Source organism: Cryobacterium sp. TMT2-10 (assembly GCF_004403075.1).
Taxonomy (GTDB): domain Bacteria; phylum Actinomycetota; class Actinomycetes; order Actinomycetales; family Microbacteriaceae; genus Cryobacterium; species Cryobacterium shii.
In genome coordinates this window covers 41242-67498 of sequence record NZ_SOGW01000058.1, presented here as the reverse complement: position 1 = coordinate 67498, position 26257 = coordinate 41242, and the positions used below count along the sequence as shown (strand labels likewise).

Below are 26257 nucleotides of genomic sequence, written 5' to 3'. Positions count from 1 at the left end.
CCCCATGAGCTTTCTTGACTACGCTCCGGCCCCGGAGTCCCAGGCCCTGCTGAACCTGCGTTCGGACTACGGCCTTTTCATCGACGGCGAATTCGTCGCCGGTCGCGGTGAGCCGTTCCAGACCATCAACCCGGCCACCGAGAAACAGATCGCGATGATCGCCCACGCCAACTCTGCGGACGTCGACACCGCCGTGGCCGCCGCCCGCCGCGCCTACGCCCATACCTGGTCCAAGCTCTCCGGCAGCGATCGCGGCAAGTACCTGTTCCGCATCGCGCGCCTCGTGCAGGAACGGGCCCGCGAGCTCGCCGTGGCCGAGACGCTCGACAACGGCAAACCGATCAAGGAAAGCCGCGACGTCGACGTTCCCTTGGTCGCGGCCTGGTTCTTCTACTACGCGGGCTGGGCCGACAAGCTCGACCACGCGGGAGTCGGCCCCACCCCCTCGTCCCGGGGCGTCGCCGCGCAGGTCATCCCTTGGAACTTCCCCCTCCTGATGCTCGCCTGGAAGATCGCGCCGGCCCTCGCTGCCGGCAACACCGTCGTGATCAAGCCGGCCGAGACGACCTCCCTGACCGCGCTCCTGTTCGCGGAGATCCTGCAGCAGGCGGACCTTCCCGCCGGCGTGGTCAACATCGTCACCGGCGGCCGGGAGACCGGTCAGGCCCTCGTCGGGCACCCCGACGTGAACCTGGTCGCGTTCACCGGGTCTACCGGAGCCGGCCGGGCCATCGCGCGCTCGGTCGCCGGAACCGACAAGAAGGTCATCCTCGAACTCGGCGGCAAGGCGGCCAACATCGTCTTCGACGACGCGCCGATCGACCAGGCCATCGAGGGCATCGTCAACGGGATCTTCTTCAACCAGGGCCACGTCTGCTGCGCCGGCAGCCGTCTGCTCGTGCAGGAGAGCATTCACGACGACGTCATCGACCGCCTCAAGGCGAGGCTCTCGACCCTGCGCCTCGGCGACCCACTCGACAAGAACACCGATATCGGTGCGATCAACAGCGCCGAGCAGCTGAAGCGCATCCGTGAACTCACCGACATCGGTGAGCAGGAAGGCGCCGAGCGCTGGAGCCCGGACTGCGTGCTCCCGGACAACGGCTTCTGGTTCAAGCCGACCATCTTCACGAACGTGTCCACCAGCCACCGCATCGCCCGCGATGAGGTCTTCGGCCCGGTGCTGTCCGTGCTCACCTTCCGCACCCCGGCCGAGGCGATCGCGAAGGCGAACAACACGCCCTTCGGCCTCTCCGCCGGTATCTGGACCGAGAAGGGCAGCCGCATGCTCGCCGTCGCCGACAAGCTGCGCGCCGGGGTGATCTGGGCCAACACGTTCAACCGCTTTGACCCGGCCAGCCCCTTCGGCGGCTACAAGGAGTCCGGTTACGGGCGCGAGGGTGGTCGCCACGGCCTCGCCTCGTACCTCAAGCCGGCCGCGAGCCGCGCCGCCGCCCGCACGGTGAATGCCGCTCCGGCCGCTCGCATCGCCGCCACGGAATCAGACCCGAAGACCCCCGTTTCACGAAAGAAGGCCGCAAAGTGACCCGCCTCGCCGTTCCCAAGACCTACAAGCTCTACGTCGGCGGCAAGTTCCCGCGCAGCGAGTCCGGCCGGGTCTACGAGGTTCGCTCGCACGACGGGGTGTTCCTCGCCAACGCCGCGCAGGCCAGCCGCAAGGATGCCCGTGACGCGGTCGTCGCCGCCCGTTCCGCCCTCGGCGGCTGGGCCGGCGCCACAGCGTACAACCGCGGCCAGGTGCTTTACCGGATCGCCGAACTGCTCGAAGGGCGCCGCGCCCAGTTCATCGACGAGATCGTGAAGTCGGAGGGCGTCTCGGCGGCCGCCGCGTCCGCCCAGGTCGACGAGGCCATCGACCGGTGGGTCTGGTACGCGGGCTGGGCGGACAAGTACGTGCAGGTCGCCGGCAACGCGAACCCGGTCTCCGGTCCCTACTTCAACATCTCCGTGCCGGAGCCCACCGGTGTCGTCGCGATCATCGCCCCGCAGACCGGCGGGTCCCTCCTCGGCCTCGTCAGCGCCGTGGCCCCGGCCCTGGTGTCGGGCAACACGGTCGTCGTGGTGGCCAACGAACGGATGCCGCTGTCGGCCATCAGCCTGGGCGAGGTGCTCGCCACCAGCGACGTTCCCGGCGGCGTGGTCAACATCCTCACCGGTTCACCCGCCGAGATGGCCCCGTGGCTGGCCAGCCACGCGGACGTCAATGCCATCGACCTCGTCGGGGCCGGTGACCTCGACTGGATCAACCTCCAGATCGACGCGGCCGAGACGCTCACCCGGGTGCTGCAGCCCGAGAATGGTCCGGATGCCGCGAGCCCCTCGCTCGACCGCATCGTGGCGTTCACGGAGACGAAGACGATCTGGCACACCAAGGGCCTGATCTAGCCGCCCCTGATCGGGCCGGCCCTAACCCAGCCGGCCCGGCCCCAGCCCTGGCCCGCCTAACGAATTCGACGGAGACTTTGGCCTAAAAGGCCAAAAAAGCGCCTGCAGGGCGTCAAAACCCTAAAATCTCCGTCGAATTCGTCAGGGCCGCGCGAGTGTCGCCCGTGGGGGCAGCGTGGGTTGTTCCGTGCGGGCCCGGCAGCGCGCGACTATTCCTCGTGCGGGCGCTCGGTGCCGTCGTCGCGCAGCAGGTCCTCGAGGGCCTGGTCCACTTCGTCCAGCACCGGTTCGGCGCCGGCCGCCGAGCTGGTCAGCCGGGCCACGAGGGCCTGAGGGGCGTCCAGGTCGGCCGACGTGGGCAGCAGGTCGGGGTGCGCCCACAGCTCGTCGCGCTTGTCGTTGCCCACGGCATCCGTCACGGCCTGCCACATGGCGGCGGCCTCGCGCAGACGGCGCGGGCGCAGCTCCAGCCCGACCAGGGTGGCGAACGCGGACTCGGCCGGCCCGCCGGATGCACGGCGGCGCTTCACGGTCTCGGCGATGGCATCGGCCCGGGGGAGGCGGCTGGTGGCCTCGAGCGTGACGACGTCGACCCAGCCCTCGATCAGGGCGAGCATCGTCTCCAGCCGGGCCAGCGCGGCCAGCTGGGACTCGCTCTTCGGCGGGATCAGCGAACCGTTGACCATGGCTTCGCGCAGTTCCTCCGGATTGGAGGGGTCGAAGCCGTCGGCGAGTTCCTCGAGCCGGCCGGAGTCGATGTGGATTCCGCGGGCGAAGTCGGTGATTGAGCTGATCAGGTGCAGGCGCAGCCACCGCGAGTGCCGGAACAGCCGGGCGTGGGCGAGCTCGCGCACGGCCAGGTAGATCTGTACCTGGTCGTCCGGAACGTCAAGTCCCTCGCCGAAAATGGCGACGTTCTGGGGCAGCAGGGCGGCCTGCTGGTCACTGAGCAGCGGGATGCCGACGTCGCCGCCGGAGACGACCTCGCTGGAGAGCTGCCCGACGACCTGACCGAGCTGCATGGCGAACAGGGTGCCGCCGATGCTGCGCATGACCTGGCTCGCGCCGGCCATCATGCCCTTGAGTTCCTCGGGAGCCTGCTCAGTCAGAACCCGGGTCAGCGAATCGGAGATGCTGGTGGCCACCGGTTCGGCGAGCTGGGTCCAGAGCGGCATCGTCGCGGTGACCCACTCCTTGCGGGTCATCAACTTCGGGGGAGTGGTGAGCTCGGCGACCGAGATCACCTCGTCCAGCCATAGCGCGGCGATGTGGAAGGCCTGGTCGAGGGCGGTGCGCTGCTCATCGGTGACGGCGAGTTGCCCGTTGGCGGCGCGCTCCTGGCCCTGGCTGAGTGCGGCGTCCCAGTTCATGGCACCGTCCCCGGAGTTGCGCAGGGCGCCCTGGAGCTGGTTCATCAGCGCCGCGATACTCACCGGGTCGCTGGGAAGGCCGGCGGCCCCGGCCAGCTGGCTCGGGTCGATGGACGACTTCCCGGACAGGATGTCGCGAAGCATGTCCCGAAACTCATCTTCAGGATTGTGACCCTCGTCGGGTCGTGAGTCGTCGTCAGCCACTTCAGGCACCTCTCAGTCACGTGCCTCTACGCTAGCCGGAGATTCATGGCGGGGACTGGGAAATGTCCTACGCTGGAAAACCGGTGTGCGCCTGTCGCGAACATCGAGCGCAAACATCGAGCGCAGATCTGGAAGGAGCCCGGTGGCCCTCTTCACCGAAGACTCGTCGCTGCCGGCCGGTCGGTCTCACCGTGCCGGAAAGGTGGGCTGGGTGGCGATCTCCGTTGCGCTGGCCATCGGCCTGATCCTGGCCATCACGCCGTCCCCGTACGTGATCGAGAAGCCCGGCCCGGTCTACAACACCATCGGAACGGCCGAGCAGAATGGCAAAGACGTTCCGCTGATCACGATCCCGGACGAGACCGTGTACCCGACGGAGGGCCAACTCGACCTGCTGACGGTTTCGCTGGTTGGCAACCCCGAAAACCGGCCGAGCTGGCTGACGGTCGCGGCGGCGTGGCTGGACCCGACCCAGGCCGTCATCCCGATCGACGCCGCATTCCCGGCCGACGTCTCCACAAAGGAACGCGAAGACGAGAACCAGGCGCTGATGGTGAACTCGCAGCAGGATGCGATCGCCGCGGCGCTGACCAACCTCGGCTACGACTATCCGACGATCCTCCAGGTCGCGTCGTTGCCCAAAGACTCCCCGGCCGCGGGCCTGATCATGACCGGCGACCAGGTCGTCTCGGTGAACGGCGCCGCCGTGGCCGACATCACGGCGCTGCGTTCCGCGCTGGCCGCCAACGGGGTGGACGCCCCGGCCGCCATCGGCGTCCTCCGCGACGGCAAGACCCTGACCGTGCGGGTCACCCCGATCGCCTCGGGCGACGCCGTGGTGGTCGGCATCAACGTGACCAGCAAGTACGAGTTCCCGTTCGACGTGAAGATCCAGCTCGACCAGGTCGGCGGGCCCAGCGCGGGCATGATGTTCGCTCTCGGCATCATCGACAAGCTCACCCCCGGCGCCATCCAGGGCGGGGCGGATGTCGCGGGCACCGGAACGATCAATCAGGCCGGTGAGGTCGGGCCGATCGGCGGCATCCGGCAGAAGCTCACCGGCGCGCGCGAGGCCGGTGCGGAATGGTTCCTGGCGCCCAAGGACAACTGCGACGAGGTCACCGGGCATGTTCCGGACGGCCTGACGGTCTTCTCGGTCGACGCCCTCGACGACGCACTGGCCGCGCTGGACGCCATCCGCACGGGAAAGGGCGCCGGAGCCCTGCCGCAGTGCCCGGCCGCCTAGCAGCAGCGAACGTTGAGTGAGCCCCCAGCGAACGTGGGGTATTCGTTCGGCGGGCCTGTCTAAGATGAAGGTTGACCGCCGATTTCGAGATCAAGAGGCCAATTCGTGACGTCACAATCATCCGGACGCAGTCCCCAGCGGAGTCGCGCTCCGCTTGCCATCACGGCAGCGATCATCGCGGGGCTGGTGATCGCCTTTTTCGTGTTCGCCGGGTTCTACGCCGACGTCCTCTGGTTCGACCAGCTCGGGTTCCTCAGCGTTCTGACCACGCAGTGGATCGCCGGGGCCGTTTTGTTCCTCGTCGGCTTCGTGGCGATGGCCGTGCCGGTGTGGGTGAGCATCCAGATCGCCTACCGGTTCCGACCCGTGTACGCGAAGCTCAACTCGCAGCTCGACCGCTACCAGCAGGTCATCGAGCCGCTGCGCCGACTGGCCATGTACGGCATCCCCGCCCTACTCGGCCTCTTCGCCGGCGTCGCCGCCGCGACCCGCTGGCAGGTCGTGCTGATGTGGCTGAACCGCACGGATACCGGCCGGGTCGACCCCCAGTTCAAATTCGACGTCTCCTTCTACATGTTCGACCTGCCCTTCTTCCAGGCCGTTCTCGGCTTCGCCTCGGCCGTGGTTCTCATCGCGACCCTGGTCGCGGCGGCCACGAGTTACCTGTACGGTTCGATCCGGGTGAGCGGGCGCGATGTGCTCGTCTCCAAGGCTGCCCGCATCCAGATCGCGGTCACGGCCAGCGTCTACCTCCTGCTGCAGGCCGCGAGTATCTGGCTGGACCAGTACTCCACGCTCACCAACACGAACGACCTGATCACCGGCGCCGGCTACACGGACGTCAACGCCACCATCCCCGGGCGGGCCATCCTGGCCGGCATCGCGGCCGTCGTCGCCATCCTGTTCCTCGTCACGGCCGTCATCGGCCGCTGGCGTCTGCCGGTGATCGGAACCGCGCTGCTGATCGTGAGCAGCCTTCTGCTCGGCTCCCTGTACCCGTGGGTCGTGCAGCGCTTCCAGGTCGACCCGAGCGCCAAGACGCTCGAGCGTGAGTACATCCAGCGCAACATCGACCTCACCCGGGATGCGTACGATCTGGCCGATGTGAAGGAGGTGCCCTACAACGCGACCACGACGGCCGAGCCGGGCGCCCTCCGCTCCGACGCGGAGACGACCGCGAACATCCGCATCCTCGACCCGGCCCTGGTCAGCGACGCGTTCTCCCAGCTGGAGCAGTTCAAGCAGTACTACCAGTTCCCGCAGAACCTCGACGTGGACCGCTACACGATCGACGGGAAATCCCAGGACACCGTGGTCACCGTGCGTGACCTCAAATTGTCCGGGCTGAACGCCGGCAACACCTGGGTCAACTCCACCGTCGTGTACACGCACGGCTACGGGGTCGTCGCGGCCTACGGCAACCAGCGTTCGGCCGACGGCCAGCCGGTCTTCCTCGAGTCAGGCATCCCCACCAAGGGTTCACTGCCCGAGTATGAACCGCGGATCTACTTCGGTGAGACGTCCGCTCCCTATTCCATCGTCGGAGCGCCCGAGGGCAGCAAGCCGGTCGAGCTGGACTACCCGTCGGGCACGGAGGGCGCCCAACAGACCTACACGACCTTCACCGGTGACGGCGGGCCGAAGCTCGACAACGCGTTCAACAAACTGATCTACGCTCTCAAGTTCCAGTCGGAGCAGATCTTCCTCGCCAACGACGTGAACGAGAAGTCGCAGATCCTCTACGACCGCGACCCGGTCACGCGGGTGCAGAAAGTCGCCCCGTACCTCACCCTCGACTCCGACGCCTACCCGTCGATCGTCGACGGCAAGGTCAAGTGGATCGTCGACGGCTACACGACCTCGGCCAGCTACCCGTACTCCACCTCGGTGGGTCTGAGCGACGCGATCGCGGACACGGAAACACCGCCCCAGCCGTTCGCCCTGGACAAGATCAACTACATGCGCAACTCGGTCAAGGCCACGGTCGACGCTTACGACGGCTCGGTCACCCTGTACGCCTGGGACAAAGAAGATCCGCTTCTGAAGACGTGGCAGAAGATCTTCCCGGCCACGATCAAGCCGATGAGCCAGATGAGCGGCGAACTGATGAGCCACGTGCGCTACCCGGCTGACATGTTCAAGGTGCAGCGCAAGGTCCTGGGCAAGTACCACGTCACCGACCCCGGGTCCTTCTACTCGGTCGACGACGCATGGACCACCCCGAACGACCCGGTGTCCCCGTCGACGAACACGACCCTTCAGCCGCCGTACTACCTCACCATGCAGGTCCCGGGCTCTGATGCGCCGTCGTTCTCGCTCTACTCGACGTTCATTCCCGACGCGAGCGGTGCGACCAGCCGAAACGTGCTCACCGGCTATCTGGCAGTCGATGCGGATGCCGGGGCCAAGGACGGTCAGCGAGCGGACGGCTACGGCAAGATGAGGCTGCTCACGCTGCCGAAGGACGTCACCGTGCCGGGCCCGGGTCAGGTTCAGGCCAAGTTCAACGCCGACCCGACCGTCTCCACCCAACTGAACCTGCTGAAGCAGGGCCAGTCGAAGGTGCTCAACGGAAACCTGCTCACCCTGCCCGTCGGTGGAGGTCTGCTCTACGTGCAGCCCGTCTACGTGCAGTCGACGGGTGAGACCAGCTACCCGCTGTTGCAGAAGGTGCTCGTCGCGTTCGGAGACCAGATCGCGTTCGAGGACACGCTCGACAAGGCCCTGAACGTGCTGTTCGGTGGCGAGTCCGGCGCGAACGCCGGCGACACCTCGGTGCCGCCGACGACGGGTGAGACCCCGACGACCGGCACCACCCCGTCGACCTCGACCGGAGACCCGGTGAAGGATGCCCGGCTCCGGTCCCTCCTCGCGGAGGCCAAGCTGGCCATGACCGACAAGCAGGCGGCGCTGGCCGTCGGTGACTTCACGGCCTACGGGGTGGCGGACAAGAAGCTGAACGACGCGATCGGCCAGATGCTGACGCTGCTCGGCCAGTAGTACGAGAGCGGGTGGTGCGCCGTTCCGCTCGTGGCCTGCCACGAGCGGAACGGCGCACCACCCGCTCGGCGCATCCGTTGGAACCCCTGGTGTGGTCCGACCGCTTGCGAGGCTGTGGTAAACTGGATCTTGTAGCGCGGGGTGGAGCAGTTCGGTAGCTCGCTGGGCTCATAACCCAGAGGTCGTAGGTTCAAATCCTGCCCCCGCAACCAGCGCAAGAAAAATGCCGGTCCAGCAGAAATGCTGGGCCGGTTTTTTTGTCCCCGGCACCGCGTCCGGCGCCGTGATCGATGCGCTCGAGAAGCAGCTTCCCGAGTTCGCCGGCGCGTCCGGCACCGTGGTCTTCGAGACGACGGACGGCTCGGCGCTCAGCAGCGAGCAACGTGAGCAGATCAGCGCCCTCGTCGCCGGCGGCGGCGACCTGCCGGACGTCGCCGACGTCATCGACCCGTTCGAGGCCGAGCAGCAGCGGGCCGACCGGGTGCAGCAAATCGCCGACGGGCGCAGCCAGCTCGGCGCCGGGCGCGCCCAGCTCGATGCAGGGCAGGCCCAGCTCGATGCTGCCCGCGCTCAGCTCGCCGCGGCGCAGACCCAGCTTGACCAGGCCTTGAAGCAGCCGAACCTGCCCGCCGAACAGCTGTCCGCGTTGGAGACACAGCAGGCGCAGCTCGGCGCCGGGGTGCCGCAGCTGGACGATCAGCAGGCCACACTCGATGCCTCGCGCGCGGAGCTCCAACTTCAGACGGAGAAGATCGAACGCGGCGCCGTGCTGCTTGACCTCTCCGAGGGCATCCGCGTGGTTTCGGCGGACGGCGCGGCCGCCCTCGTGAACGTCGCGTTCTCCGAACCCCGCCTGAAGCTGGAGGAGACGTCCAAGCAGGCCGTCATCGACTACTTCGACTCCGAACCGATCGACGGCACCCGGGTCTCGTTCTCCTCCGATATCGCGCAGAGCGTTCCCCAGCTCATCGGCGTCGGTGAAATCGTGGGCGTCGAGTTCGCGGGGATCATCCTGCTCGTCATGCTCGGCTCGGTGGTCGCCGCAGCCCTGCCGCTCGTCACGGCGCTGGTGGGCGTCGCGATCGCCTCCCTCGGCGCGCTCGCGTTCTCCGGGGTCGTGCCGATGGCCTCGGTCACCCCGTTCCTCGGAGTCATGCTCGGGCTCGCGGTCGGCATCGACTATTCCCTCTTCGTGATCAATCGGCACCGCAAGCAGCTGCTGCAGGGCGCCGAGCCGCGTGAATCGATCGGACTGGCGAACGGCACCGCCGGTAATGCGGTGGTCTTCGCGGGGACCACGGTCATCGTGGCACTGCTCGCCCTGAACGTCACCGGCGTTCCCTTCCTCGGCCTGATGGGCACCGTCGGCGCCGTGGCCGTGGCCGTCGCCGTGATCATCGCGATCAGCCTCACCCCCGCGATCCTCGGACTGCTCGGTGAGCGCGTGCTCGGCCGCCGCGCTCGCGCCCGCATCGGTGAAGAGCACCACGAAGACATCAGGGCGAAGCCGATGCGGACCTGGCGCGCCGTCGTCACCGTGCTGGCAACGTGCGCGGTCCTGCTGATCGTCGCAATCCCCTCCCTCTCGATGCGGGTCGGCCTGCCCGACGGCTCGGCCGAGCCGGTCGACTCGGCCTCGTACCGGGCATTCATGGCCACCGAGGAAAGCTTCGGGGCCGGAGCCACCGGCCCGCTGCTCGTCACGGCCACGCTGCCGGAGGGACTCGACGACGCGCGGGAGCTCGAGGCCCAGGTCACCGTCGCGCGCACGCTCGCCGAGCAGAACGACGTGGTCGGGGTCGCTCCGATCGTCGTTTCAAAGGACAAAAGGCTCGCGGCCTTCCAGGTCGTGCCCGCCGCGGGACCGAACAGTGAGTCGACCGAGCAGCTCGTGCGGGACATCCGCTCGATGCCGCCCGTCGACGGCGACATCACGCTCGGCGTCGCGGGGCAGGCGGCCATCAACATCGACATCTCCGAGAACCTCGCGGATGTGCTTCCGACCTACCTCGCGGTGGTCGTCGGTCTGTCCCTGCTGATCATGATCCTCGTGTTCCGCTCGATCCTGGTGCCTGTGATCGCGACGGGCGGGTTCATCCTGTCGTTGTTCGCCACCTACGGCGCGACAGTCGCGGTCTTCCAGTGGGGCTGGTTCTCGGACGTTCTCGGCGTCCACACCGGTCCGATCCTGAGCTTCCTGCCGGTGATCCTCGTCGGTGTTCTCTTCGGCCTGGCGATGGACTACCAGCTGTTCCTGGCCCCCGGAATGCGCGAGGCCTACGTGCACGGTGCGTCGGCCCGCCTCGCGGTCGCCCGGGGCTTCCGTGCCGGCCGTTCGGTGGTCACGGCTGCCGGGCTCATCATGGACTCGGTCTTCGGCGGCTTCGTCTTCTCCGAGTCGACGATGATCCGCTCGATCGGTTTCGGGCTGGAGCTGGGAGTGCTCATCGACGCTTTCCTGGTGCGGATGCTGCTGATGCCGGCCCTGATGCACCTGCTGGGCCGGTCGGCGTGGTGGCTCCCGCGCTGGCTCGACCGAATCATGCCGAACGTCGATGTGGAGGGCGCTGCGCTCGAACGCCGGCACCACGGCTGAGACGAGGAACCGGACCTGCCCGAGGCTGTGGTAAGTTAAATCTTGTAACGCGGGGTGGAGCAGTTCGGTAGCTCGCTGGGCTCATAACCCAGAGGTCGTAGGTTCAAATCCTGCCCCCGCAACCACCAGCCCCCGGAACCTCACGGTTCCGGGGGCTTTTCTGCTTTCATCGTCCAGTAAGTTCGTAATGCACCAGGTCGACGGCGAACCTCCGCCTGTTTCAGGCCACCGCTCGACAGTCGGGAAATTTCAGACATGAAGCTCAAGATCACCCTGTTCGCCGCTCTGTGTGTCGTGCCGCTGGCACTCGCGGGATGTTCCGTCACGGGCACAGCCCCGAACGACGCGGGATCGGCGTCGGGGGAGAAGACCACCATCGCCGTGGTCACCCACGGGACCCCGGGTGACTCTTTCTGGGACGTCGTGAAGAGCGGTGCGGAGCAGGCCGGCACAGACCTCGGAGCGACCGTCACCTATCAAGGCGACGGTGACCCGGTCAAGCAGAGCCAGCTGATCGAGGCGGCCATCGCGGCCAAGCCCGACGGGCTGATCGTCTCCATGGCCAACCCGGACGGCGTGAAGAGCGCCGTCGAGAAGGCCGTTGCCGCCGGGATCCCGGTGATCACCATCAACTCCGGCCTGGAGAGGTCCCTGGAGTTCGGGGCGCAGACCCACGTCGGCCAGAGCGAGTTCATCGCGGGCCAGGGCGCCGGCGAACAGCTGAAGAAGGCCGATCTCAAGAACGTGATCTGCGTCATCCACGAGGCCGGCAACTCGGGGCTCGAAGAGCGCTGCCGGGGCGCGGCTGACACGCTCGGCGGAACCGTCAGCAACGTGCAGGTCGACATCGCGAACCTCGCGGATGCCCAGAACACCATCAAGAGCAAACTCCTGGCCGACCCAACGATCGACGGTGTCCTGACCCTGCAGACCGGGGTGGCCGTGGCCGCGAGCCAGGCGATCGACGAAGCCAAGAGCACCGCCGCGCTGGCCACATTCGACGTGTCCGCCGATGTCACCCGGCTGATCCTCGACGACAAGATGCTGTTCGCGGTCGACCAGCAGCCCTATTCGCAGGGCTACCTGCCCGTGATGTTCCTCACCCTGCAGAAGCGCAACGGTGACGTCGTCGGCGGCGGCCTGCCCGTGTATTCCGGCCCGGGCTTCGTCACGAAGGAGAACGCGGCGCAGGTGGCCAGGTTCGCGAAGAACGGCACCAGATGACCCTCACCGCAGTCGCGGCGACGAACGAACGGCGAAAGCGGCAGCATCCGCTCGTGACGCTGCTGCGCCGGCCCGAAGTCGGTGCCGCAGTGGCGGCCCTCGCGGTCTTCACCTTCTTCTCGGTATCGACGCCGACTTTTCTGTCGCCGGCCGGCATCTCGACCTGGCTGTACTCCGCGTCGCTGTTCGGCATCATGGCCGTAGCCGTGGCACTGCTGATGATCGGCGGCGAGTTCGACCTGTCCGCCGGTGCGATGACGGGGACCGCCGGTCTGATCGTCGGCGTGCTCACCACCGAGTGGGGCGTCAACATCTGGCTGGCGATGGCCCTGGCCCTGGCGGTGGCGCTCCTGATCGGTGCCGCAAACGCCTTCATCGTCATGAAGACCGGCCTGCCGAGCTTCATCGTGACCCTGGCCACGTTCTTCATCCTGCAGGGGTGCAACCTTGCCGTGACGAAGCTCGTGACGGGCACCGTCGCGATCCAGGGCATGGGCTCGGTCCCCGGTTTCGACCAGGTCAGGGTCTTCTTCGGGTCGTCCTTCGCCTTCCTGGGCATGGACGTCAAGATTTCGATCGTCTGGTGGATGGCCCTAACACTGCTGGCGACCTGGGTCCTGCTGCGCACGAGGGGCGGCAACTGGATCTTCGCCGTCGGCGGCCAGGCCACGAGTTCGCGCCAGGCCGGCGTGCCGGTGCTCAAGGTCAAGCTGGGGCTCTTCATGACCACCGCCGGCGCCGCCTGGCTGGTGGGCATGCTGCAGCTCTTCGACGTGTCGACCGTTCAGGCCACGACCGGGATCGGCCAGGAGTTCATCTACATCATCTGCGCCGTCGTCGGCGGCTGCCTGCTCACCGGCGGCTACGGGTCGGCCATCGGGGCGGCCCTGGGCGCCCTGATCTACGGCATGACACTGCAGGGCATCGTGTTCGCCCAGTGGGACAACAACTGGCTCAAGGCATTCCTCGGCGGGATGCTGCTGCTCGCCGTGCTGGTGAACCTGTACGTTCGCAAGCAGACCGGAGTCCGCTCGTGAGCGCGCTCCTCGAGGTGAAGGACATCGGCAAGTCCTACGGAACGGTGCAGGCCCTGCAGGGCGTCTCGGCGTCGGTCGGCGCCGGGGAGGTCTTGTGCGTGCTGGGCGACAACGGCGCGGGAAAATCGACGCTGATCAAGATCCTGTCCGGTGCCCACCCGCACTCGGAGGGCACCCTGCTCGCCTACGGTGAGGCCCGCACGTTCCGCAACCCCCGTGAGGCACTCGACCTCGGCATCGCGACCGTGTACCAGGATCTCGGCGTGGTGCCCCTGATGCCGGTGTGGCGCAATTTCTTCCTCGGGTCGGAGCTGACGCGCGGACGTGGCCCGTTCCGGCGTCTCGACGCAGCGCGGATGCGTGAGGTCACCAGGCTCGAACTGGCCCGGATGGGGATCGAGCTGCGCGACGTCGACCAGCCGATCGGCACCCTCTCCGGCGGTGAGCGGCAGTCCGTGGCGATCGCGCGTGCCGTGTATTTCGGGGCGAAAGTCGTGATCCTGGACGAGCCCACCTCCGCCCTGGGCGTGAAACAGGCCGGCGTCGTTCTCACCTATATCGCCCGGGCCAGGGACCGCGGCCTCGGCGTTGTCTTCATCACCCACAACCCGCACCATGCGTACCCCGTGGGGGACCGTTTCCTGCTGCTGAACCGCGGCACGAGCCTGGGCGCGTTCCTGAAGAGCGAGATCACGATCGAGGAGATGACCGCGCTGATGGCCGGCGGCGCCGAACTCGAGGCGCTGGCGCACGAGCTGGAGCGCCCGCGCCCCTAACCAATTCGACGGAGATTTTCACCGAATCGGGCATATAAACACTGAAATAGACGAAAATCAGGCTCTTTCGAAAAAATCTCCGTCGAATTGGTTCGCCGTCCCGCGGGGAGGCGTGGTGCCGCGGCCTGAGATATGCGTTCGTCTGGCCTGGTCGTTGGGGAACCTCGACCTGGCCGAACACGACTTGGGTGCCGATGCGGGCTCGCTTATCGTGGATAGCACAGCATCGCACCACCGATGGGAGTCCCATGGGCGCAGTACACGATTCGGCCGAGATCTCCGGCTGGGGGGCGCAGTTGCAGCTCGCCGGGCACGGCACGGCCGCCGTAGCCCGCATACTGGGCCGGCTCACCGACGCAGAACTCGATGGCGACTCGCTGCTTCCGGGCTGGTCGAGGCGCCATGTCGTCGCGCACCTGGCATCCAACGCCCGCGCCATGACCCGATTACTGCTCTGGGCCGAGACCGGCGTCGAGACCGTGATGTACGCGTCCGCAGACGTGCGGAACGATGAGATTGAGAAGGACAGCAAGCTCCGCCCCGATGAACTCTGTGTCTCCTTCAGCGAGTCGGCGGGCCTCCTCGAGCGGGCCTGGCGGGATCTGCCGAAGGATCGCCGGATGTACCCGGTGCGTAACGGCCAGGGGGCCATGATCCTGGTCTCGGACACGGTCTGGATGCGCACCCGCGAATTGTGGGTGCACGCGGTCGACCTGAACGAGGGAGGCTCGTTCCGTGATGTGCCCGCAGCCGTCCTCAACCGCCTGCTCGGCGACATCCAGCGCACGTGGGCCGGCCGGGGCGAGGACGCGAACCGGCGCCTGGTCGTGACCGATGCCCCGGACTCGTCGGTAGGCCCGGCGGATATGCTCCCGACAGGCATGGGCCCGACGGATGCCGCCGCTCCCGAAATCGTGTCGGGCACCCTGGTCGACCTGACGGCCTGGGCCTCCGGTCGAGGGTCGGCCGGAGTCACCTCGAGCACGGGGGAGACCCCGATCGCGGCCCGCTGGCTCGATCCGCCAGCTCTGATCCGCCAGCTCTGATCCGCCAGCTCTGATCCGCTGGCACTGATCCTCTGGCGGCACACGCCACCTAAAGAACGGCCCCGCACCTGTTCAGGTGCGGGGCCGTTCTTTGTGGTGCGATCAGGCGGTGAAGACTACTTGCCTGCCTTGCGGGCCGGCTTCTTCGATTCCTCCGGTGCGGCGGCGACGGCCGCGCGGTTGGCGCGGACCTCGTTGAACGAGGTGCCGTAGTACGCGGCTTCCATGATCGTCTTCATGTCCGCGAGCATGGGCATCCGCGGGTTGGCGGGTGCACACTGGTCGCCGTAGGCGCCCATCGCGAGGGCATCGAGGCGACCGATGAAGTCCTGCTCATCGACGCCCTGAGCCTGGAAGGAGGGCTTGATGCCGACCTGGTCGCGCAGCTTCTCGACGGCCTGGGCGTAGGACTCGATGCCCTCTTCAGGCGTCGAGGCCGGGAGGCCGAGGTGCTTGGCGATCTGCTGGAAACGCTCGGGAGCAATGTAGCTCTCGTACTTGGGCCAGCTGGTCAGCTTCGTCGGGATGAGACCGTTGTAACGGATCACGTGCGGCAGGTACGTTGCGTTCACCCGACCGTGGATGAGGTGGAGCTGCGCACCGGTGACGTGAGCCATCGCGTGGCAAATACCCAGGAACGCGTTACCGAACGCCATACCGGCGATCGAGGAGGCGTTGTGCATCTTCTCGCGCGACTTGATCACGGCGGCATCCGTGCTGTTCGAGGTGCCGGTGGCGCTCGTGACGATGTTCTCGAAGATGAGCTTGATCGCGTGCAGGCACAGGCCGTCGGTGAAGTCGTTCGCGTAGACGGAGACGTAAGCCTCGGTCGCGTGCGTCAGAGCGTCGAAGCCCGAGTCGGCGACCAGGAACGACGGCATCGCTGCGGTGAGCGACGGGTCGATGATGGCGACGGTCGGCAGGAGCGCGTAGTCGGCGAGCGGGTACTTCACTCCGCTGACCTCGTCCGTGATCACGGCGAAGGGGGTCATTTCAGAACCGGTACCCGAGGTAGTCGGGATGCAGACGAGCTTGGCCAGTTCGCCCAGGTCGGGGAACTTGAACGCGCGCTTGCGCACGTCGAAGAACTTTTCCTTCATGTCCGAGAATTCGATTTCGGGGTGTTCGTACAGCAGCCACATCACCTTGGCGGCGTCCATCGGCGAACCTCCGCCGAGGGCGATGATCGTGTCCGGCTTGAAGGCGCGCATTTCCTCTGCGCCCTTGGTGACGGCGGCGACGGTCGGCTCCGGGAGCACGTTGTCGATGATCTGCAGGGAGACGCGGTTCTCGCGACGGTTGAGCACGTCAAGGATCTTGTCGACGAAGCCGAGCTTGGTCATGGTGGCGTCGGTCACGATGGTGACGCGCTCCACGTTGCGCATGTCCGACAGGTAACGGATGGCGTTCGGCTCGAAGTAGGTCTTCGCGGGAACCTTGAACCACTGCAAGTTGTTGTTCCTTCTGCCGATGCGCTTGACGTTGATGAGGTTGATCGCCGAGACGTTGTTCGAGACGGAGTTGTGCCCGTACGAACCACAGCCGAGCGTGAGCGACGGGATGAAGGCGTTGTAGATGTCGCCGATGCCACCGAGCGAGCTCGGTGCGTTCGTGATGATCCGGACCGCCTTGACGCGGATTCCGAACTGCTCGATGATCGCCGGGTCCTCGCTGTGGATTGAGCCCGAGTGGCCGAGGCCGTCGAATTCAACCATCTGCTCGGAGAGCGAGATGCCCTCTTCCGCGTCCTTGGCGTGCAGCACGGCGAGAACCGGCGCGAGCTTTTCGCGGGTCATCGGCTCGTGCGGTCCGACTCCGCTGACCTCGACCATGATGATCGAGGTGTCTTCGGGAACCGTGAATCCGGCCTGCTGGGCAATCCAGACCGGCGACTTGCCGACGACTGCGGCGTTCAACTTGGCCTCGCCGCAGTTGGTCGAGTTGGCCTGGACGCCGAAGATGAAGTCTTCGAGGAGCAGCTTCTCGGCGGGGGTCACGAGGTAGGCGTGGAGGCGCTTGAATTCCACCATGGCCTCGTTGTAGAGGGGCTCTTCGATGATGACGGCCTGCTCCGAAGCGCAGATCATGCCGTAGTCGAAGGCCTTGGAGAGCACGACGTCGTTCACGGCGCGCTTGAGCTTGGCCGTCTTCTCGATGAAGGCCGGGACGTTGCCGGCACCGACGCCGAGGGCGGGCTTGCCACAGGAGTAGGCCGCGCGGACCATGGCGTTACCACCGGTCGCGAGGATGGTTGCCACGCCCGGGTGGTTCATCAGCAGGGTGCTGGCCTCGAGGGAGGGAACTTCGATCCACTGGATACAGTTCGCGGGTGCGCCGGCTGCGATCGCGGCGTCACGCACGACGCGCGCAGCGGCCGCGGAGGACTGCTGTGCTGCCGGGTGGAAGCCGAAGATGATCGGGTTGCGGGTCTTAAGCGCGATCAGCGATTTGAAGATCGCGGTCGAGGTGCAGTTGGTGACGGGGGTGATCCCGCAGATAACACCGACCGGCTCGGCGATTTCGGTGATGCCGCTAATTTCGTCGTGGCTGATAACGCCGACTGTTTTAAGGTTCTGCATGGAGTTCGTAACGTGCTCACAAGCGAAGAGGTTCTTCACGGCCTTGTCTTCGAAGACGCCGCGTCCAGTCTCTTCGACTGCGTGAACTGCCAGCTCAGCGTGCTTGCTGAGGGCTGCTACGGATGCTTTCTTAACGATGTGATCGATTTGTTCTTGCGTGAAATTCGCGTAATCCAAAAGCGCGACCTGTGCGGCTTTAACCAGTGAATCAATTTGAGTTGCGAGCGACTCGGTTACTGGCTTGTCAGTTATCGTCATGGTGTCCCTTTTCGGGCGGCCCAACTTGGGCTTATCGCCTCTTGACACAACTCTACGACTCCGCACGCTGCGTCGCATGCTGGAGATGCCGATTCTGACCTGCGCCGCCGGGGCCGCCGAATCATTTTGGCTGGTCGCGGCCTTTTTTGCGGGGCAACAGCAAATCCTGTTTATTTAGCCTCGCTAAGGACATTACGCGCGCGTACGCACGCGCAGTAGAGGGTCGGGGCGATGCCGGGCGCGCTCAGCGGCGCCCGAGGTCCCGAACTGCGTCCACGGCGGGCTGAACGGATGCGGCGGCGCGCCGTGCGTCATCGGCTGTGGTCGTGGCCGCGAGGGTGAAGCGCACGGCGGTCCGGGCTTTGTCCTCGGGCAGGCCCATCGCGGTCAGGACGTGGGACGCCTCGTCGCTTCCCGCCGCGCAGGCCGAGCCGCTCGAACAGACGATCCCGCGCTGCTCGAGCTCGAGCAGCACCGCCTCGCCGCTGGTGCCCGGGAACACGAAGGACGCGGTCCCGGGGAGGCGCTCGGTGGGGTGCCCGGTCAGCCGGGCGGACGGGGTGCCGGTGAGCACCGTGGCGATGAAGGCGTCGCGCAAGGCGGCGACCCGCGGCGCGGCCTCCGCCCGTTCCCGGTCGGCCAGACGCAGCGCCGTCGCCAGGCCGAGGGCACCGGCCACGTTCTCGGTGCCGCTGCGGCGGCCGCGTTCCTGTCCGCCGCCGTGGAGCACGGGTTCGATCGGGAGGCCTCGGCGCAGGAAGAGCGCCCCGACTCCGGGAGGGGCGCCGATTTTGTGACCGGAGAGGCTCAGTGCGTCGACTCCGAGTGTCCGCACGCCGAGGTCCAGCCATCCGGCCGCCTGCACGGCGTCGGTGTGGAAGGGCACGCCTGCCGCCCGGGCTATGGCCGCGAGGGCGGCGACGTGCTGGACGGTGCCGACTTCGTTGTTCGCGTACTGGATCGACACCAGGGTGGTGTCGGCGCGGATCGCGGCGTGGAGCTGGGCCGGATCGATGCGACCGGCGGCATCCGGGGCCACCAGTGTGATCTCGAAGCCGTGCACCCGCTTCAGGAAATCGCAGGACTCGAGCACCGCCTCGTGCTCGACGGCCGACGTGACGATGTGGCGGCCGCGCGGCGCGCCGAGGGCGATTCCCTTCACCGCGAGGTTGTCCGACTCCGTGCCGCCGGTCGTGAACACGATCTCGGCCGGGCGACAGCCGAGCACGCTCGCGATCTGGGCACGGGCATCGGCCAGCGCGGCTGCGGCGGCCTCGCCGACCTGGTGGTGGCTCGACGGATTGCCGAAACTGCCCGCGAGCTGCTGCCAGAGCACCTCGAGCACCTCCCGGCGCACGGGGGTCGTCGCGGCGTTGTCGAGGTAGATCACGTCGGTCCCGGTCAGCCCTCGGTCAGGATCACGACGTCGAGGCCGAGGTCGAGCGAGCGCACGCTGTGGGTGATGGCGCCGACCGAGATGATGTCGACCCCGGTCTCGGCGATGCCGCGCACGGTGTCCAGGTTGACGCCGCCGCTGGCCTCGACCAGGGCGCGGCCGGCCGTGATGCGCACGCCCTCGCGAAGGTCGTCGGGTGAGAAGTTGTCGAGCATGATCGTGTCCACGTTGGCGGCCAGAACCGGCTCGATCTGGTCGATCCGGTCCACTTCCACCTCCAGGTGCGTGGTGTGGGAGATGCGGTCGCGCACGCGCAGGAGCGCTTCGGTCAGGTTGAGGCCGCCGGAGGTGAGCACGGCGAGGTGGTTGTCCTTGGCCATGACGGCGTCGGAGAGGCTGAATCGGTGGTTGTGGCCGCCGCCGTCCCGCACGGCGTGGCGCTCCAGGGCACGCAGTCCGGGGGTCGTCTTGCGTGTGTCGACGATGCGGGCCCGGGTACCGGTGGTCTCGGCCACATAGAGTGCCGTCAGGGTGGCGATTCCGCTCATCCGCTGCACGAAGTTAAGGCCGATGCGTTCGGCCTGAAGGATGGCCCGGGCGGACCCGGACACCTCCGCGAGCGCGTCCCCGGCAGCGAAGGCGGCGCCGTCGGCGACCAGCAGCCGCACCACGATGCGCGGGTCGGTGAGCCGGAAGGCCGCCGCGAAGACGGCACCGCCGCTGAAGACCCCGGATTCCCGGGCGACGAGCTGGGCGGCCCCGTCCGCCTCGGCCGGGATGAGCACCTGAGAAGTCAGGTCCCCCCACGGGGCGTCCTCCTCGAGCGCGGCCCGCACGACGGTTTCGATGGCGTTCACGGTCAGCATGCAATGGCCTCCTCGGCCTCGGTGGGGTGGTCCAGGTTCGTGGTGCTCTGCATCGCGCCTGCATCGTGCAGCCCGGCGTGCATTCCGGTGCCGGGGTCGCCGCCGCCTCGGCGCCAGAGCACGGTCCGCGCCAGTTCGGGGCGGCTGTCGGGGAAGTCGGAACGGTGGTGCGCGCCACGCGATTCCTCGCGGGCGAGGGCGGCGGCCACGGTCGCCCTGGCCAGGTCGAGCAGGTTCGCATCCTCGTATGCCCGAACGTGCATATTGACGTCGGCGGGCTGCTCGGGCTTCATTCTCCACCCGGCCAGGGCCACGGATGCGGCGGCGAGGCCCTCTCCGCTGCGGAGGACTCCGGCGCTCTCCCACATCAGGCGCTGCACGTCGGACCGGTCGACAGCGGTGGCGTTCGCGGGTGTCGCGCTCGTGGTGATGGTTGAGGCGGCCAGGACCCTCCCGGGTGAGTCCGTCCACCCCGAGTGGACCGGCCCGTCCGAGGGAAGCCGCAGGGCGCGCACGGCGCGGTCGGCGAACACGGCCGCCTCCAGCAGCGAATTCGAGGCCAGACGATTGGCACCATGGGCCCCGGTGCGGGCGACCTCGCCGACGGCGAAGAGTCCGGGCAGGGAGCTGCGTCCCCAGATGTCGGTGTGCACGCCACCCATCCAGTAGTGCGCTGCCGGGGCGACCGGGATCGGCAGGGCGGCCCAGTCCAGGCCGGCGTCGCGGCACGCCGCGGTGATGGTCGGGAAGCGCCGTTCAAGCAGGTCACGGCCGAGGGCGGTGGCGTCCAGCAGCACGGGTGCGCCGTTCTGGCGCGCCATTTCACGGGCGATGCCGCGGGCCACGATGTCGCGTGGGGCCAGTTCGGCGCCGGGGTGGACGCCCTGCATGAATCGGTGGCCGTGGATGTTGCGCAGCACGGCGCCCTCGCCCCGAACCGCCTCGGAGACCAGGGGAGTGCCCGGCACGGCCAGAGCCGTGGGATGGAACTGGTAGAACTCCAGGTCGGCGACGACGGCTCCGGCCCGCCAGGCTGCCGCCACGCCGTCGCCGGTGGCCACGGACGGGTTGGTGGTGTGCGGATACAGCGCGCCGGCGCCGCCGGTGGCCAGGATCACGTTGTCGGCCCGCGTGGTGCGCAGGTCCCCGTCCGGTCCGAGCAGCACGGCTCCGGTGACCCGGCCGTCCTGCACCGTCAGGTCGGTGAGCATGGTGTGTTCCCGGATGCTCAGGCCGCCCTGTGTCGCGGCGCCGGACTCCCGGAGGGAGCGGGTCCGAGCCGCGCGCTCGTGCACGGTCGCCACGAGGGCGGCCTGGATGGCGGCGCCGGTGGCGTCTCCGCCGGCATGCAGCACGCGGGACCGCGAGTGGGCCGCCTCCAGCCCGCGCGTGACGCCGGACTCGTCGCGGTCGAAGTCCACCCCGAACCTGATCAGGTCGCGCACGCGGGCCGGTCCCTCCGAGCAGAGCACGCGCACGGCGACCGGGTCGCACAGGCCGGCCCCGGCCCTGATCGTGTCGAGGTAGTGCGAGTCGACGGAGTCGTCGGAGAACATGGCGGCGGCGATCCCGCCCTGGGCGTAGCGGGTGTTGCTCTCGGGCAGCCCGGCCTTGGTGACGAGTGTCACCCGGTGGCCGGCATCCGTCGCCCGGACCGCGGCGATCAGCCCTGCCAGTCCGCTGCCGACCACGAGCACGCGGGTCATGTCAGGCGCCTGTGCCGGTGGAGCTGGTCGAGCCGGCGGGGAGAGCGGCGGGCGGCCTGGCCGCGAGCATCCGTTCGAGTGCCACACGGGCGTGGCCGGCGACCTTCTGGTCGACCGTGATGCGGTTGACCACCTCCGCCGGCTGCTCCGCGGTGCCGACGAGAGCCTCGAGCACCCAGGCGAGGTAGCCGGAGTGGATGCGGTACATCGTGGAGCAGGGGCAGATCACCGGGTCGAGGCAGAAGATCGTGTGCTCGGGGTGCTCTGCGGCCAGGCGCTGCACCAGGTTGATCTCGGTGCCGATGGCGAAGGTCGAGCCGGCCGGGGCGGCCTCGATGGCCTTCTTGATGTAGTCGGTGGAGCCGTATTCGTCCGCTGCGTCGACGACGGCCATCGGGCACTCCGGATGCACGATCACGCGCACGTCGGGGTGCTCCAGCCGTGCGGCGGTGATCTGGTCAACCGTGAAGCGTTTGTGCACGCTGCAGAAACCGTGCCACAGGATGACCTCCGCGTCGCCCAGTTCGTCGGCGGTGCTGCCGCCGAGGGGCTTGCGCGGATTCCACATCGGCATGTGCTCGAGAGGGATGCCCATCGCTTTGGCGGTGTTCCGGCCGAGGTGCTGGTCGGGGAAGAACAAGACGCGGCGGCCTCGCGCGAACGCCCACTCCAGCACGGTCTCCGCGTTGGAGGAGGTGCAGACGATGCCGCCGTGCTCACCGCAGAAGGCCTTGAGCGCGGCGGAGGAATTCATGTAGGTGACCGGGATCACCGGCACCCGGCCGTCGGCATCCGGCTCGGTGCCGTACAGGTCCTCGAGCTGTTCCCAGCAGTCCGTGACGGAGTCGATGTCAGCCATGTCGGCCATCGAGCAGCCGGCGGCGAGGTTGGGCAGGATGACGGCCTGATCGGGCGTGGAGAGCAGGTCGGCGGTCTCCGCCATGAAGTGAACGCCGCAGAAGATGATCGCCTCGGCGTCCGGCCGGCTCTTCGTGGCCTGGGCCAGCTGGAAGGAGTCGCCCACGAAGTCGGCGTGCTGGAGCACCTCGTCCCGCTGATAGAAGTGCCCGAGCACGACGACCCGGTCGCCGAGCGTCTCCTTGGCGGCACGGATGCGCTCGCCCAGTTCCTCGGTCGTCGCGAGTCGGTACCGCTCCGGCAGGGCACCCTGGCGCGGTGACCCGGTCGGAAGCACGTCACCCATGGATGACCCCGGACCGTAGCCCGGCGTTCCGGAATCGAACTCCCACGGGCCGGCGGCGAGGTCGGGGCTGCAGGTGCTGCCGGCGGCCGCCCCCGTTTTGATGAGCCGGATGGTGCGGTCAACCGATGCAATGGTCATGCTGTTACTCCTCGGTGTTCAGAAAAGCGGTACTCGGAAAAACAAAACTCGGCAGGGGTCACGGTTCAGCCGATCGCGGGCCCGAACGGCCCCAGGTCGGTCGCGTTGACGGAATCGTTGTAGCGGTAGAGCCGCGGCGGGCGGTGCGGCACTCCCGCCACACGCTGGCCGGTGTCGACGACGGTGCCGGACGACTCGATGGTGCGGCGGAAGTTGGCCGGGTCGAGGGCCTTCTGCAGCACGGCTTCGTGCACATCGCGCAGCTGCGCCAGGGTGAAGGTCTCGCCGAGGAAGGCGTGCGCGATCCGGGAGTACTCGACTTTGGTGCGGAGGCGCCAGAGGGCATATTCCACGATACGGTTGTGGTCGAACGCGAGGGGCGGGAGCCGGTCGGCCGGGAACCACTGCACGTTCTCGCCCACGACCGCAAGGGCGGCCTCGCCGGTCTCCACCAGCGCCCAATAGACGACCGAGACGACCCGGCCTCCGGGGGAGCGACCCGGGTCGCCGAAGGTGTACAGCTGCTCCAGGTACTTGGGAGTCAGTCCCGTGGTCTCGCGCAGGGTTCGGGCGGCGGCGGCGGCCAGTTCCTCGTCGGCCGGAAGGTCCCCGCCGGGCAGTGCCCACTGGCCGAGGTGCGGCTCGCGGGTGCGACGCACCAGAGGAAGCCACAGCGTCGAAAGGTCGGACGCGGGATCCGGCCTGAGCGTGAAGATGACCGTTGACACGGCAAGTGCCGCCTGAAGCTGTCCGGTCATCGCGTCTTCCCCTCAGTAAAAGTCAATCTGACTCTAACTGGTGGTACCATCTTATAGTCATCCTGACCAGAACTCACAACCTTTACCCAGTGGGGCCGCCGCCGAGGTGCGGGGCGGACGTCGCCGGAGCCGTAAGGTGCCCGGCGCTCTTGCCGGTGAAACCCCAGATGGTGACCCGGAACATCGCTTCGATCACGATAGGGCCGCTCATTTTCGATGCGCCGAGAGTGCGTTCGACAAAAGTGATGGGAACCTCCGTCACCTTCAACCGGGCCCGGACGGCGTGCAACAGCATGTCGATCTGGAAGCAGTACCCCAGGCTCTCCACGCTCGAGAGCTTCATCCGTTCGAGTGCGCGGGCGCTGTAGACGCGATATCCGCCGGTCACGTCACTCTGCTTCAGCCGCAGCAGGATCCGCGAATAGACGGACCCTCCGCGGGACAGCAGCCGCCGGTGCCAGGGCCAGTTCTGAACCTTCCCGCCGGGAATCCAGCGGGAGCCCATCACCACGTCGGCCGACTTCGCGGCCTCAAGCAGTGCGGGCAGTTGTTCGGGCAGGTGCGATCCGTCCGCGTCGAGCTGCACCAGCTGGTCATAGCCGCGGGACAGCCCCCAGGTGAAAGCCTCCAGATACGCGGCGCCCAGACCGTCCTTGCTGGATCGGTGCAACACGTGCACCTGGATGTCGCCGACGGCCAGGGAATCGGCCAGCTGTCCGGTCCCGTCCGGCGACGCATCGTCGACGACGAGCACGTCCGCGTCGGGAACGCTCGCTCGAACGCGGCCGACGATCGAGAGGATGTTGTCGCGTTCGTTGTAGGTCGGGATGACGACCAGGGTGTGGGGCATGTTGCTACCTTGCCAGTTCGATGATGAGGGTGCGGTTGACGGTCGTGGTCGCCATGACCGTGAAGCCAAGACTCTGCAGGGTGCGGATGTCGGTCCCCGACGTGTTCTGGCCGCTGCCCAGGTACTGCAGCACCCAGACCCGGTCGGTGCCGGTGAGTCTTTCGGTGACCCAGTCCAGCGGCACCGTCAGGTCCCAGAGCCCCGGAGTCGCGTCGAACGGGCGGGACAGGGTGATGTCGCGCAGGCCCTGGAAGGCTGCGGGGTAGAGGTGCAGGGCCAGGCGGGGCTTGCGGGAGGGCCGCACGCTCTCGTCGAACACGACCGCGTCTCCGGGCAGGGCGCCCGCCTGCACGACGGCGGCGGCCTGGCGCCAGTCGCTGCCCTCGTTCTTGCCGAACGGGCCGCGCTGGGCGACATAGGTCGGCGCCATGAGCAGTGCGATCAGCATCAGCACCCCGGTCTGAGCCCAGAAGGGCCGGAGCCGTGCGATGCCGAGACCCACGGCGATCGCGACGGCCGGCGTGCAGATCGACAGGTAGCGCATCGAGTACATCGGGGAGATCAGTTGCGTGCCGATGAGCAGGGTGGCGCTCGGAACGAGCATCCAGGCCAGGGCCACCGAGAGGGCGGCGCGGTCTTGCGCAGTGGCGGCCAGCCGCCCGCGACCGGCGTACACCAGAACGACCGCCAGCAGGACCAGAGCCCACGCGGCGATCGCCAGCGACGGATTGCCGAACCACTGGTTCACCGCCGCCGTCAGCACCGAGGTCGGCGGCCGGCGGCCGATGAAGGCGATCTGCTCCCGCTGGTTCAGCGCCTCGATGATCACGGGGGTGGCCAGGGCGACGCCGGCGGTGCTGGCCAGCGCCCAGGACCTGATGCGCGCCCGGCGGTCCGGCCGCCAGGGCGTCCACAGCCAGACGAAGAGGGCGAACACCGGGATCAGGAGCAGGACGTAGAGGAACAGGTAGATCCCCAGGGCGAGCAGCGCGGAGTAGCCGGCCCACAGCCCGATGCGCGTGGCCGTGGTGCTGGTTCTGCTCGTGCGCAGGATGTGCAGCAGCAGGACCGCCAGCCAGACCACAACGGCCGTGGCGATGGCCGCGGATCGGGCCTCGGCACCCATGTTCGTCACGCGGGGGAGCATCAGGAAGACCAGAGCCGAAACCGTCGCGACCGAGGTGGAGACGAGGCGACGCGCCAGAACGAAGGTTCCGGCGGTCGCAACGCCGACGGCGATGGCGCTGGGTAGCCGGGTGGACAGCTCGGATGCCCCGAACAGCTCGATCCAGAAATGCAGGCCCAGGTAGTAGGCGCCGTGCACGGCGTCGACGTTGCCCAGCATCGCCACCAGTTTCGGGATCGATCGCTCGGCCGACATCACGCTGGCCGCTTCGTCACCCCAGTACGAAGGTCGCCAGGATCCGGCGAAGGGCACGAGGAAACCGAGCGTCCCGAGCAGCGCGGGCAAGCCGTATCTCAGCCAAGGACTCCGGGTTCGCCGCAGTGCCAGGGCTGATTGGTTTGGGCGAAGCAGCCGGGGGACAACAGACAGGAAGGACACGCGTTCACGTTAGGCCAGCTTTTTCGACCTCAC

18 protein-coding genes and 2 tRNA genes are annotated in these 26257 nt (G+C 67.7%); 11 read left to right on the top strand and 9 right to left on the bottom strand.

The genetic code is table 11. From position 1 onward, the window contains the following. Positions 1-4: 4 nt before the first annotated feature. Positions 5-1546: an aldehyde dehydrogenase family protein gene (locus E3T37_RS06830; RefSeq protein ID WP_134366052.1), complete on the top strand. Its 1542-nt coding sequence runs from the start codon at positions 5-7 to the stop codon at positions 1544-1546. Next, positions 1543-2406 carry an aldehyde dehydrogenase family protein gene (locus E3T37_RS06825; RefSeq protein ID WP_134366051.1) on the top strand — a complete coding sequence of 288 codons (864 nt, stop codon included), beginning with the start codon at positions 1543-1545 and terminating at the stop codon, positions 2404-2406. The genes E3T37_RS06830 and E3T37_RS06825 overlap by 4 nt, the downstream gene beginning before the upstream one ends. Positions 2407-2615: 209 nt before the next feature. On the opposite strand, the gene E3T37_RS06820 is transcribed toward E3T37_RS06825, so the two are convergent. Continuing rightward, entirely contained in the window at positions 2616-3920 is a 1305-nt protein-coding gene (locus E3T37_RS06820; protein WP_134366050.1) for a zinc-dependent metalloprotease, read from the bottom strand. Between the two features lie 202 nt (positions 3921-4122). On the opposite strand from E3T37_RS06820, the gene E3T37_RS06815 reads away from it, so the two are divergent. The 9 genes from E3T37_RS06815 to E3T37_RS06775 all read left to right on the top strand — a co-directional run bounded on the left by E3T37_RS06815 (position 4123) and on the right by E3T37_RS06775 (position 14905). Further along, positions 4123-5226 (top strand): PDZ domain-containing protein, encoded by a 1104-nt coding sequence (locus E3T37_RS06815; protein WP_134366049.1) that lies wholly within the window; start codon positions 4123-4125, stop codon positions 5224-5226. A gap of 105 nt (positions 5227-5331) precedes the next feature. Further along, positions 5332-8226 carry a UPF0182 family protein gene (locus E3T37_RS06810; protein WP_174235677.1) on the top strand — a complete coding sequence of 965 codons (2895 nt, stop codon included), beginning with the start codon at positions 5332-5334 and terminating at the stop codon, positions 8224-8226. A gap of 135 nt (positions 8227-8361) precedes the next feature. Further along, a tRNA-Met gene (locus tag E3T37_RS06805) sits at positions 8362-8438 on the top strand. A gap of 11 nt (positions 8439-8449) precedes the next feature. Next, a complete protein-coding gene (locus tag E3T37_RS06800; protein WP_134366048.1) occupies positions 8450-10822 on the top strand; it encodes an MMPL family transporter in 2373 nt (790 codons plus the stop codon). Positions 10823-10870: 48 nt separating this feature from the next. Further along, positions 10871-10947: transfer RNA gene (locus E3T37_RS06795), tRNA-Met, on the top strand. 130 nt (positions 10948-11077) lie between these two features. After that, positions 11078-12046, top strand: coding sequence for a sugar ABC transporter substrate-binding protein (locus tag E3T37_RS06790; RefSeq protein ID WP_134366047.1), 969 nt, complete (start codon positions 11078-11080; stop codon positions 12044-12046). Beyond that, a complete protein-coding gene (locus E3T37_RS06785) occupies positions 12043-13083 on the top strand; it encodes an ABC transporter permease (RefSeq protein ID WP_134366046.1) in 1041 nt (346 codons plus the stop codon). Before E3T37_RS06790 ends, E3T37_RS06785 begins: the two co-directional genes overlap by 4 nt. After that, positions 13080-13859 (top strand): ATP-binding cassette domain-containing protein, encoded by a 780-nt coding sequence (locus E3T37_RS06780; protein WP_134366045.1) that lies wholly within the window; start codon positions 13080-13082, stop codon positions 13857-13859. Before E3T37_RS06785 ends, E3T37_RS06780 begins: the two co-directional genes overlap by 4 nt. Positions 13860-14107: 248 nt before the next feature. Further along, entirely contained in the window at positions 14108-14905 is a 798-nt protein-coding gene (locus tag E3T37_RS06775; protein WP_134366044.1) for a maleylpyruvate isomerase family mycothiol-dependent enzyme, read from the top strand. 116 nt (positions 14906-15021) lie between these two features. Here the strand turns inward: E3T37_RS06775 and adhE are convergent, their stop codons facing one another. The 8 genes from adhE to E3T37_RS06735 all read right to left on the bottom strand — a co-directional run bounded on the left by adhE (position 15022) and on the right by E3T37_RS06735 (position 26131). Further along, the gene (gene adhE / locus E3T37_RS06770) at positions 15022-17742 is read right to left on the bottom strand and encodes a bifunctional acetaldehyde-CoA/alcohol dehydrogenase (RefSeq protein ID WP_134366043.1); all 2721 of its coding nucleotides are present in this window, start codon (positions 17740-17742) and stop codon (positions 15022-15024) included. 244 nt (positions 17743-17986) lie between these two features. Further along, entirely contained in the window at positions 17987-19132 is a 1146-nt protein-coding gene (locus E3T37_RS06765; protein WP_134366042.1) for a cysteine desulfurase family protein, read from the bottom strand. A gap of 11 nt (positions 19133-19143) precedes the next feature. After that, positions 19144-20004: a carboxylating nicotinate-nucleotide diphosphorylase gene (gene nadC / locus E3T37_RS06760; RefSeq protein WP_134366041.1), complete on the bottom strand. Its 861-nt coding sequence runs from the start codon at positions 20002-20004 to the stop codon at positions 19144-19146. Then, complete coding sequence (gene nadB, locus E3T37_RS06755; protein WP_134366040.1) at positions 19998-21710, bottom strand: L-aspartate oxidase; 1713 nt, start codon at positions 21708-21710, stop codon at positions 19998-20000. The genes nadC and nadB overlap by 7 nt, the downstream gene beginning before the upstream one ends. A gap of 1 nt (position 21711) precedes the next feature. After that, positions 21712-23052 (bottom strand): quinolinate synthase NadA, encoded by a 1341-nt coding sequence (gene nadA / locus E3T37_RS06750; RefSeq protein ID WP_134366039.1) that lies wholly within the window; start codon positions 23050-23052, stop codon positions 21712-21714. Between the two features lie 65 nt (positions 23053-23117). Next, positions 23118-23810: an NUDIX domain-containing protein gene (locus tag E3T37_RS06745; RefSeq protein WP_134366038.1), complete on the bottom strand. Its 693-nt coding sequence runs from the start codon at positions 23808-23810 to the stop codon at positions 23118-23120. Between the two features lie 82 nt (positions 23811-23892). Then, positions 23893-24660 carry a polyprenol monophosphomannose synthase gene (locus E3T37_RS06740; protein ID WP_134366037.1) on the bottom strand — a complete coding sequence of 256 codons (768 nt, stop codon included), beginning with the start codon at positions 24658-24660 and terminating at the stop codon, positions 23893-23895. A 4-nt stretch (positions 24661-24664) separates the two neighbouring features. Beyond that, positions 24665-26131 carry a glycosyltransferase family 39 protein gene (locus E3T37_RS06735; protein ID WP_134366036.1) on the bottom strand — a complete coding sequence of 489 codons (1467 nt, stop codon included), beginning with the start codon at positions 26129-26131 and terminating at the stop codon, positions 24665-24667. Positions 26132-26257: the final 126 nt, after the last annotated feature.